This window comes from Methyloprofundus sedimenti, from assembly GCF_002072955.1.
Lineage (GTDB): Bacteria > Pseudomonadota > Gammaproteobacteria > Methylococcales > Methylomonadaceae > Methyloprofundus > Methyloprofundus sedimenti.
In genome coordinates this window covers 2,051,420-2,062,211 of record NZ_LPUF01000001.1, presented here as the reverse complement: position 1 = coordinate 2,062,211, position 10,792 = coordinate 2,051,420, and the positions used below count along the sequence as shown (strand labels likewise).

The 10,792-nt window shown below is 42.6% G+C and carries 8 protein-coding genes and 1 CRISPR repeat array; all 8 genes read right to left on the bottom strand.

Annotated features, from left to right (window positions below; all coding sequences use genetic code 11):
• Positions 1-11: 11 nt before the first annotated feature.
• The 8 genes from AU255_RS09140 to cmr4 all read right to left on the bottom strand — a co-directional run bounded on the left by AU255_RS09140 (position 12) and on the right by cmr4 (position 10,759).
• Positions 12-3,470: a hypothetical protein gene (locus AU255_RS09140; RefSeq protein ID WP_158083092.1), complete on the bottom strand. Its 3,459-nt coding sequence runs from the start codon at positions 3,468-3,470 to the stop codon at positions 12-14.
• A 177-nt stretch (positions 3,471-3,647) separates the two neighbouring features.
• Positions 3,648-3,926 carry a CRISPR-associated endonuclease Cas2 gene (gene cas2 / locus AU255_RS09135; protein ID WP_158083091.1) on the bottom strand — a complete coding sequence of 93 codons (279 nt, stop codon included), beginning with the start codon at positions 3,924-3,926 and terminating at the stop codon, positions 3,648-3,650.
• On the bottom strand, positions 3,907-4,863 hold the full coding sequence (gene cas1 / locus AU255_RS09130) for a CRISPR-associated endonuclease Cas1 (RefSeq protein WP_080522584.1): 957 nt from the start codon (positions 4,861-4,863) through the stop codon (positions 3,907-3,909). Before cas1 ends, cas2 begins: the two co-directional genes overlap by 20 nt.
• Positions 4,864-5,264: 401 nt before the next feature.
• On the bottom strand, positions 5,265-6,152 hold the full coding sequence (locus AU255_RS09125; protein ID WP_080522583.1) for a viperin family antiviral radical SAM protein: 888 nt from the start codon (positions 6,150-6,152) through the stop codon (positions 5,265-5,267).
• 755 nt (positions 6,153-6,907) lie between these two features.
• A CRISPR array of direct repeats spans positions 6,908-7,290; the repeat unit is 36 nt; unit sequence GTCTTAATCCCTTCGTAAACAGGGCTACTTTCTAAC.
• Positions 7,291-7,386: 96 nt separating this feature from the next.
• A complete protein-coding gene (gene cas6 / locus AU255_RS09120; protein ID WP_080522582.1) occupies positions 7,387-8,307 on the bottom strand; it encodes a CRISPR system precrRNA processing endoribonuclease RAMP protein Cas6 in 921 nt (306 codons plus the stop codon).
• Between the two features lie 9 nt (positions 8,308-8,316).
• Complete coding sequence (gene cmr6, locus AU255_RS09115; RefSeq protein ID WP_080522581.1) at positions 8,317-9,498, bottom strand: type III-B CRISPR module RAMP protein Cmr6; 1,182 nt, start codon at positions 9,496-9,498, stop codon at positions 8,317-8,319.
• Entirely contained in the window at positions 9,495-9,881 is a 387-nt protein-coding gene (cmr5, locus tag AU255_RS09110; protein ID WP_080522580.1) for a type III-B CRISPR module-associated protein Cmr5, read from the bottom strand. The genes cmr6 and cmr5 overlap by 4 nt, the downstream gene beginning before the upstream one ends.
• 2 nt (positions 9,882-9,883) lie before the next feature.
• Entirely contained in the window at positions 9,884-10,759 is an 876-nt protein-coding gene (gene cmr4, locus AU255_RS09105; protein WP_080522579.1) for a type III-B CRISPR module RAMP protein Cmr4, read from the bottom strand.
• Positions 10,760-10,792: the final 33 nt, after the last annotated feature.

The window sequence follows — 10,792 nt, the reverse complement described above, 5'->3', positions numbered from 1 at the left end:
AGTCATCCAGGTTAATCCATATCCGCTTGAAAAACGATTTCCCAAAGAAGCAGATAAAACGCAAAAATATCTTCACCAACAAACAATAAATACCCTAACACGCCCTGCAACTCATTTAATCCGTTAGCCACTTGCGCAGATAATTCATTAATAAATAGTTTTAGTACACCTGGGCTACGCACCTCATGTCGACACACTTGCGCAAAAACCGCAAGAAACTGAATCATAGCCAGATAATTCTCTCTTTGTTGCGCAGCTTCATCGGATAATAAATCAATATCATCATCACTTAAGGCATCAAGTAAACCCAAAGAATAGGCTTGAAAAGAATCCGGCAACACCTCAGAGCAAAGTTTATCAATAGACAGGCGAGTACAATTTTTAATCAAGCCTAAAGCGGTAATGCGTCTAAAATCATTGCCTTTGCTGGTTCTGAGGTAATGATCTTTAAATGTCTTCACCGCCCATTGATAATGCAATGCCCCTAAAAATTCACATGCTCTTGGCTGCCAGTCATCCTGATAAATAACACTGACCTTACTGGAAATATCCTCACACACCAATGCATCTCTATAAGTACCCATATCAAAGCCTCTAGGCTCACTTCCTTGCATAACTGCCTGAAGATTGGCAAACGAAAATGCCAGAATGCCATTCAACAGGCCCTGTCTTAATAAAGAGGCAACACCGTCATTTAACGGCTCAAATACTTTAAAAGCTAACAATAAATTTTCTCTACGATGCTCAAAACCTTTATAAGCATCGGCCGAACAAGAAAAAATCCAGGGAATAGTAGCGCCTAAAGAAAGAATAGGCACCCAACCAGATGAAGCCGTATCAGGGGGATATTGCGCCGCCAAATGCAAAGACTCTAACAGCAACTCGCCTGTCTGCGGCTTAAGCCGATGCACCAGATAAAGCCACAGTGATTTTAACCACGCAATCTCATCCCATGACTCTTGCGCATAACAGATTAATAATGCCAAATGCACACGTCGCAAAACGGGTAATAACTCACTATTTGACAAGAAACTTAACAAAGCTTCAATATCTGATGGCAGCAGACTATGACCGCTCGCATTAACCAATAAGCCAAAAGCATAATGATCCTGCCTGGCATTACATAAAAAACCCCAGCGATTATTAACCTTAACCTCTAAAGTAATCACCCAGGCCCCTGAAGACCAGTTGCTTATTGGACATTCCAGTAAATAATGCCTTATATCACCTTCAGTGCTACTGGTTACATTAGCCAATCGACTTGCATTATGCAGGTTACTCACATCATCTGGCACCAATTCAACGCTGACACACTGCCCAGTTAATTGATCAACAGCCGTCAACCTGAAAACACTGACAACGTGGCTCAATGACATAGCAACCAACTGAAAATCATCAACGCGACTCACCCTGAATGACAATAATTCATTCGAGGTCATTAAATTTAATAGCGGCTCAGCGACCAGTGAACCATGAGCAGTAAACTGCAATATATGAGATTCTGGTGTTAAATATTCCACCAAACTGGAAAGATGCAGTCTTAGCGTCTTGTTTTTAACCCCTATGTTTTTACTAAAACGACCTAATTGCAAAACACCGGGCGTAGAGGAAAAAACCTCCAGCAAAGCACGCGAAGCATTATTCACGGTCAAAGGCGTATTTTTTTGTAAAATACGCTCACTATACTGGCCATTAGAATAATCTTTCAGACTTATAAAGACGCCCTGTACAAACCAGGCAAGCGAGATTTTTTTATGTTCACTTAATTGAAAACATAAACCAAAAGATCTCTGATGCGCATCCTTATACGAAACATATTTCTCATACGTCGCTGAATTATCAGATTCTGCTGACAGCAAATTCTCAGGCAATCGATCACAATAAAACTGATTCGCATTTTTGACAGACACCAGACCATTCCAGAATAACACCGATAAACGTGCAATAGGCCGGGCAATATCGCCCCGCTTTAATTCAATTAACAACCGCGTAAGCCCCGCTTTCCACTGTTTGGCTTGAGTAGAAAGAGCTAATTCCACAAGTCCGCTATCTGCAGGATTAATTGTAATTTCACACGCTTCACCCGAATCACCAGGCACTAAGCGAACAACATACCCTGACTCAGTTTGCTTTAAATACTCCGCGGGGAGGCTAACCCCAAGCTTTAATCCCGCAGAAGCATAGATTTCATGCCCTTTGGTATCATGATAAGACTGCCCTATTAAACCCACATACGGCTTAGCATCCGCCTGAACAAGCAAACTTGCATGACCGCGTTGTAAGCTAAGTTTTTGTTCCGGTCTTAAATCCACCTCTAAGCCATACAAATCAGGCCCTTCTGCCAAACACTCAATTTCAGCATCCAGGCCTTTGGGTCTAAAACGACTGACAAACTGATAATGCCCTGGTGCCAATGCCAAAACATTACTCTCGGCACTTAATTGAGCCTGCGTTATAAATTCACCCTGCTCAGAAAAAACCAACAAGCGATTGTCCTTATGATCCGGCCACAAATTAAAACTATACGTATTTTTTGCCTCATCCGATAAGTTAATCGCTTTATAGTCAGTCCTCTGCAAAGGTATTAGTTGTAGCTCATACTTTCCGACTTGCGAGATTGATTCATCATCTAACTGTACCGTCCATATAGACGACTCACCTGCTGGCAACTCAAGCGCAAAGCCATTATCTAACCATAACAATCGCGGTAAAGATAATTGACCTACATTGCTTAACTGCTCAGCACCAAAATCAGTAATCGTTTTAGCCATAATAGTTTCAAGCTCTGACTCTGAGGCAGATAACTCAGGACTATCAATAAGGCGCAAAAATAAACGTAAATAAAAGCCATGCTCATCATTTTCAATCGCATTACGTACAGTAATTGAAACCGGGGTTTTTAAGCGCTCGGCAAAAGCGCTCATCCACTGCTGAATCGCTTGCGGATTATCATCGGAAGGTAAACCGACTTTCTTAGCGTAGCGAATCATGCGTTTAACCAGATCTTCAACATAGTTTACAGGCACGCCACTCTGCTGAAGATACTCATTCACCATATAATTTGTACCCGACTGGCGCGAAGAAACCGCTAAACCTAGCTTTAAACAAGCCTGCCGATAAGCAAGCCAAAGCGCCTCTCTGTCATGTGTCGATAATTCTTGACGCGTACCAGATATCGCAAAGCCAATAGCGGGATAAACGCCGCGAACTGTTTCATCACCATAGTTTTCAGCGACATGCAACGTTAAATAACACGCATAAATAGCCGGCCATTTACGCAAAGCATGGATATATTCGTTAACAGGTTTACTTTTAAGCCTGGCCTGCTTATCCAGGAACTCGCGCATCTTAGTTGTAAAACTAGCACGATATAGACCTAGATAAGGGTATTCACCTTGTGTAATAGAGTTACGCAAGGCTTCCTCAGTATGTTGGTGCCAGATAGCGGCAGTCGGGTTTAAAGACATCATAAAATTCCTTTTAATATTTGTGTGCTAAGGGCTAGCAGCTGCTTCACAAAGAATAGTAAAACAATGCTAGTAAAGTAATTATTGCTCTATGTGCATTCTGACAACGTTGCCAGTACCATGTCGGGCACAGACGGCTCGTCTGTGTAAGAGGCAAGCTGCCTGCGCACCCAGGGATCGTTAAACAAACAACAAATCTTCTGTCTGCACTGCACACCCCAAACAAATGCGCTCTTGCTGTGGACTCAAGCGATAAAACATCACTTTATCCTCGTCCAAATTAATGATGCCCTTTAGCTCAGCCATCAGATGATCTAATTGACACGCACTTAGCTCAAGCTCAAAAATAGAAAACTGGATAGGGATGCCCCAATCTCTAATCAATCTGTGTACGCGACGTAAACGCGATACATCACAAATATCGTAACAAACCAGATATTTAATGAAGTGATTGCTCATGCTGGCTAACAATATGTGCCGCATAACGCGCATAGCGCCGCAACAAACATCTAAACGCAGGGGCCTTTAATCTAAAGGCCTCATAAAACCGCTGTTTTCCGGAGGCATGTAACAAACAACTCTCCGCGATAGTAAAATCTTCCTGGCCTAATACAGCCTGATGAAATAACTGATAGACCCACTTATCCACTAACGGTCTAAGGGGTTCCATTAAATCACAAGCCAGCGAATCCCGGTTGTAATAAGGCTCATGCAAACAGCCTAAGGCAGAATCCAATCCCGCTGTTTTAATCGCATTAACCGACTCCTGATAACACAAAGTATAGGCCAGCGATAAACAGACATTAACAGGGTCTTTAGGCGGTCTGCGATTACGCCCGGTAAAATTCAATGCCGCAGGAAATACATGTGTAAACGCCTTAAAAAACAGTGCAGCCGCAGCACCTTCTTTACCGCGCAAATGTGGCAAGGAAGTGATCAACTGTTCATTATACATCTCGGCTATTATTTTCTCCAATGCCTCAATTGACTGGGTCAGTGGGTAACGCAGATCAGGGCGTTGCAGGCGAAGTTGTGTCAATAATCGACAGTGGCGGATGATTTTAAGCTTGACCAGCAACACCGACCAGTGCAAACGGAACGCTGCATCCTGATGACATTGATATTGCGCTAAACGGCGATGGATATCGCCTTGCATCGTACCTGATAAAATCGCTGTACGGTCCGGATAGCGCGTATTAAGGACTAATAACGCCACCTGCTTCTCAGCCACCAGACCTAAAACGCCCGCGCTTAAAGCCACATGAGGTGCAACCACAATGCGCTCAAGTTGCGCTAACGGCACACTGCTCACTCGCTTACCTGCATGATAAAGCAATAAACAGGAGCGCTCATAGCGTAATTCCATCGCCTTTTTTTCTACAAACAAAGTCTTCATCACTCTCTCCAAAAATCAGGAACTCACTTATTTAGCCAGCGCTATAGCATTCCCTGATGACGTATAATTTTCAGCCTATAACCAAAATTCTTTGAAAACGTACAACTCACAGCCATATTAAAAAAATTTTAAATATCAGTATGTTAATAGTCTCGTCATTCCCGAAGTCTACCCAGTCAAGCTTGGGCACAAGCTTTATCGGGAATCCTTGCTTACCCCACGAGATTCCTGCTAAAAGCGTGCAGGAATGACGAATATAACTGAGAGTTATGGGTAATCAGGAAATTCTGTGTAGCCCGTTATGGAGCTAGCGGAATACGGGATTATTCATGGCACCTATTCCCTGCATTGCGTAAACTTCATGCAGACTACGATAACAACCCTGCAAACATGATAAAACTTCAGGAAAAACTGACATAACGTTGATCAAATTTATGTTGATCAAAGGTTACCTGCTGCAACGCCTGCTTTGCGCCTACCATGATTATCGGAGCACTAAATATATTTTTATGACCCACGCTTTGTCTCTGATAAAAACGGCCTAGCGGATCAATCATTAAGTAGGAATCAAGCAAATCATCATTGTATTCAACAAATTTGGGGACATCTACCGTTTCTGCATGATTGCAGATGAAATGCTCAAACTGCTGTTTAGATACTTTTCCCCCTGCATTACCATTAGGCAACACCTCAAAGATTTTCCATTTATCGGGAGCAATTCTATTGATCTCCGTCGCCATTAATTCATCATAATTTTTATGCGTAACCACGGTATTTAATTTAATTGATATCTCCGAGTTTAGCTTTCTTATCAAAGCAATTTTCTGCATAATCTCAGCGGTTTTATTAGCTTTACCAGACCAGGTAACTCTGCCGATATTTTGATTGGTATCCTCTTGGAATGAATCGATACTCAATCCAAACACGGATAAATGTCTTGCCTGCTTGTTAATAAAATCATCAGTCAGAACACTGGCATTGGTTATCAGCGAAACTTTAAAGCCGATTGCATAAGCCATTTCGATAATCTCGGGAAATTTCTTTAATATCATTGGCTCACCACCCGCAAAATTAATACGCACATCATTTCCAGCATTGCCATTTTGAAAGTGCTGGTAAATATCTTCAAGCATCAGCTTTACCTGGGATAAATCATGGTGTAACTCCATTTTAAATTTATCTTCCAGGCCATATTTAGCGAAACAATAATGGCAGGCAAAATTACACTTCTCTGTAATATGGTAATTTATGACCGTCTCTAAGCTGTTTTGCGCAGATTTTGTTTGCATTTTTTTATTCCCTGACTATTAAACTCAGGGTTATTAAAACAGTTATTCAAACCTGAATCCGTTTAGACAAATTTGTTAGTTTTGGCAGCAATAGAAACCTAAATCATCTGCATATACGGTGAACAAGCCGATGCTCTTCAGTGGTTTGAATATCGCCCCATAGCTCTCTGTAGTGGTCTAATAAACCAGCATACGTCTAAAGACTGGACAAGGTGCAGACGTGAAAACGATTAAGAACCCTGATTACGTACAACTCACAGCCCTATTAAAATAAAATTTACAATATCAGCATGTTAAGCATCTCGTCATTCCCGCAGTCTGTTGTCGGGCATTTTTGCTTACCGCATAAGATTCCTGCTATCAGCACAGGATAACGAATATAGCTGAGAGTTATGGCTAATCAGGTAATGAATTGCTTCAGTCAACTGCTGTGTCCAGGACTATAAAAGGCCGCCGTGTTCTTTGGGAAACAAGACGAATAAGCTGCGCATTTATTTGTGAGCAAGAGAAGGCGTCGCCTGCGACAGTATTGTGTCGCGTTAAGAAGGTCAGTAGCAGCGGCTTATTGTGCCTGAATTAAAAGCCCCGAATATTAGAACCCTTTGGATAACCAACATCAGCGATGACACATTTGTCGTATAAGCAATTGAAATGAAACGGTTGCAGCGGAGAATTTAACTAAATATTTATTTAATCCCTTCTAAACAGGGCTACTTTCTAACCGGTATCGCTGCGATAATGACTGGTATCACTTTGTCTTAATCCCTTCGTAAACAGGGCTACTTTCTAACTTAAGTTTCGAGTTAAAAGGGGATAATGTTATATGTCTTAATCCCTTCGTAAACAGGGCTACTTTCTAACTCGCAAGTTTGCAGCAAGAAATGTTGTTAGAGGCGTCTTAATCCCTTCGTAAACAGGGCTACTTTCTAACGAGTGAAACCGGGCAGCACCAAAGCACATGACGTCTTAATCCCTTCGTAAACAGGGCAACTTTCTAACTCAAGAGTCTGTGCGACTAACAATGATGGTTATGTCTTAATCCCTTCGTAAACAGGGCTACTTTCTAACGAATTGACCGGATCATGCTCGGCACATATTTGTCGTCTTAATCCCTTCGTAAACAGGGCTACTTTCTAACTGATTTCTTGAACATAAAAAAGGCGACTTTTTGCTTATTTTTCTCTTAAATACACTTTAATCGAGCGCTTATTATACGACAAAGTTCGCTATTAATTTAAGCTATTTTGTACTGCCCCATACCAAAGCTGGTTTTATTGCCCACGTGCAGCCATTGCCCCCAGTATAAAACAGATAAAAACTCGCTTAAATCACCTTGTAACTGTAATTCACCGAGTACCCCCCCAAATTTCATGGCTTGTTTTTGCCGTGATGAATAACGCTGCCATTCATACCACTGAAACTTCACATGACAGGCGATACCTGCCGCTTTTATGGCGAGCTCCGAGAACTGAGGGGCTTGATAGTCTATGCCGTAAAATTCCTGTAATAAATAATAGCGTCGCACCAATGCCATTAAAAAGTCTTTTGCGCTCATGTGTTCAGATAAAATTTTCCCTTTTTGTTGAATGCGTAAGGGCGTTACAAAAGACAAGGTTATGCTGTCTGTCTGCATTAAATGCTGTTCCTTATTAGCAGGAATGGCTTGTAACTGTGGCTGTTGCGCTTGATAGATCAGTGTTTGACTGTTCTCAGCTGCTTGATAATAAACCATACGCAAATTCAATTGTGCATGCTGCTTTCCCAGCCCTTGCTGAAAAGCGCGTTTCCATGCCTCAATAATAAAGGCTAATTGCTGGTTAGCCTGGCCAATCAGCACCATATTAAATTGCAGGTTTCCACCCTTCGCTAAAGAGCTTTCACCGATGGGTGGCGGCTCTATAATAAAAGGGCTGGGAATCGCGCTAAATTGTTGTAGCTCTGTATGCAAAGGCACCGGCGGCTCAAACAGCTGCGGATAGACACATTGCCGATACAGCAAGCACTGTTTGCATTGTGCCATGTTGGTCACACAGGCCAGCTTACGCAACGCATTGCCAAAGGCACCGCGCAGCATAGAGCCTGAATAGGCATTTAATTGTAAAGGCGCTTTGAGCTCGCCATTAAATTGATAACGGTGTACGTTTAATTCAAGCATTTAATTTCATTAACGTAAGTCATTGATACGGTGCGCTATCTTGCGTTGTCTCTCTTTATAAACTGGCTTTTCTTTGCCAGGCTTACCTTTCACTTTATCCGGGTCTTGTAATAATCCTCTGATATGCAGGTCTAACAGCTGAATCATATCCGCTAAAATAGTTGCATCCAGATTTTCTTCCAAGGTATCTAGCCAGCCTTCAATTAAGCCTGCCTGTAGAAATTTATCTTTATTATTCTGCCAGTCGCCCTCATCAGCTTGCCTAAAGTAGTCTTGCGCCAAGGGTGATAGATCCGCTAATTTGGCTTTGAGTGCCTGTTCTTTTTCTTGCCTTGCTTGTTGCTCGGCTAGTTTGGTTTTTAGGTCTTCGCTATAACGCGTATCTTCACTCATATAGCCATAACCCGCCGCTGTTTTAGCCCCTGCCCCTAACCATTCCAGGGCTTGATTTAAGGCATAAAAGACTTGCTCTAATTCAGCTTGAGGGTCTTTTTTTCGGGGGGCGATATGAAACACTAAGCTGGTTTTTTTAACCACTAAAAAAGGTACCGGCACGGGCTCATGCCAGTCAGCCGGAATGGTTGTACTATCGCTCAAACGCGCTTGATCGCCATCGCTATACCATTTACCCATATGCGGGGTCATAATATCGCAGGCTAATTGCGGTGGCGCATCGGGCAAGGCATCGAAAAACACAAAGTCGCCGGCTTGTTCGGCTACATCACCTTTCTTTTCTGTACCAAACCAGCTTTTTAAACGCGCTGCTTTGAGCTCTTCGCTTAACCCTTCATCATTCATTTCCACCCAGGCACGCACCAAACCTTTAACTGATGCGCCCGTTAAAAAAGGCACGGCTAAGGTGGGATGCCAGCTAAAACCATTTTCCACCGGATGACTATTGCCCATACCGGTGACAAAATGCCAATCACTGGTGTAGCGTTGGCTTGCACCTTTTAACTGCGCGACGAGAGCAATTTGGCGATGATTAAAGGTCTCTAATTTTTTAGTATCACCTGTAAGACCCACGACTTTTTTAATCCAGGCCTTTTTTGCACAACTATCCTTTGCACTACTATCCAATGTCCAATCAGTTGCATATTGATTAAAAAACCGATCAAACCATAGGCCAGTATGTGCACCTTCTGGTTTACTGGGCTTTGCTTGAAATTCTTTATACAAAGGGGTGATCATTGGCCCTCCTCCGCTAAAAAGGCTTTGGCAAATTTCTTCACCCAGCTCATAAACACTAAGGTTTCGGCTTGCGCGAGTTGATATTGATGCATATCACATTGGGTAATGCCAGTGAGTACGTCTTGCTTTCCTTGATAGGGTTGGCCTGTTCGGCAGAGCCAGTCAGATACCAAATTATATAGCTCAGCATAAGCACCAGGCTCTTTACCTTTCATCTTATAAAAAGCCATTGCCTGGCCTAAGCCATTCATGTGTATCATCGCAGGCAAACTATTAGCGTAACTAATAAACTCCTTTTGTTTTTCAATATTTAGCGTTACTCGCAATGCTTGTACGGCATTAAGAGCTTTTTTTGCCCGCTGTTGTTGTATGGTGAATTCCATGATTAGGCCTCACTTGCTAATACTGTAACTTTACACCAGCCCATGCCGACCGTTTCATTGCCGCCGAGTTGTAAATAAGGCGATTCAGCAAACAGTCCTTGGGTAATGCAGTTTAAAATCGCTTCAGCAGGCATATCATCACCGCGTGATTTATGCGCACTCAGGGCAAAATACAGGATGGTTTCAGGTGCTAAGGTTTCTTCATACCAAAGGGCGCCTTTTTCTACGACTTTTTTCTCATTATCAATGGCGATATGCGGCGTAACCGGGGTGGCATATTTGGCAAGATAGCTGAATTGGTCATTGCTGACGATAACTAATTGATCGCTGAGTTCTTCACTTTGAATACCCGTGATTTTAGCCAATACGGTTATTAAATCAGTCAAATCTGCTGTGTTAGTGGTAAAGCGGTATTCTTCTAAAAACAAGTCAGTCGCTTCAGTTGCGGAAGTAATGGCAATACCACTCTCCTTTACATCAGGTACTGTAAACTTTAGGCTGATATTAAGCCGTTCGGCATCGCGTAATAATCGTTGCAATATGGCGGGGCAAGTGACCCATTTATAATGACTGGTGAGTGAGCGTACCGGCAGTAGCAATAAACGCGCATCACTGACCAATAAAGCCCCGGCATGTTCTGAGGCCTTGTCACTGCTACTGTCCGGGCCAAAGACATAAGTAATACTGGTATTGTCTTTGCCTAGCTTATCTTCTGCTTTGGTGCGTAATGCGCCTTTTACTGATGAGCCAAAAACACAGGGCCATTGACTATGGCCTTCGCGTTGTATGGGTAAATCAATGCCATCTACCGAGCTTCCCGCACCTGCGTGAATGCTGGTTTCTGCCCAAAGACCTATTAATGCATTTTTTGTTGTCATTTATACTTCCTTATTTTTATTGAGTTCGGAACG

Coding starts and splice junctions, on each gene's coding strand:
- AU255_RS09140 (WP_158083092.1), bottom strand. CDS start 3,470: ATGATGTCTTTAAACCCGACTGCCGCTATCTGGCACCAACATACTGAG.
- cas2 (WP_158083091.1), bottom strand. CDS start 3,926: ATGAGCAATCACTTCATTAAATATCTGGTTTGTTACGATATTTGTGAT.
- cas1 (WP_080522584.1), bottom strand. CDS start 4,863: ATGAAGACTTTGTTTGTAGAAAAAAAGGCGATGGAATTACGCTATGAG.
- AU255_RS09125 (WP_080522583.1), bottom strand. CDS start 6,152: ATGCAAACAAAATCTGCGCAAAACAGCTTAGAGACGGTCATAAATTAC.
- cas6 (WP_080522582.1), bottom strand. CDS start 8,307: ATGCTTGAATTAAACGTACACCGTTATCAATTTAATGGCGAGCTCAAA.
- cmr6 (WP_080522581.1), bottom strand. CDS start 9,498: ATGATCACCCCTTTGTATAAAGAATTTCAAGCAAAGCCCAGTAAACCA.
- cmr5 (WP_080522580.1), bottom strand. CDS start 9,881: ATGGAATTCACCATACAACAACAGCGGGCAAAAAAAGCTCTTAATGCC.
- cmr4 (WP_080522579.1), bottom strand. CDS start 10,759: ATGACAACAAAAAATGCATTAATAGGTCTTTGGGCAGAAACCAGCATT.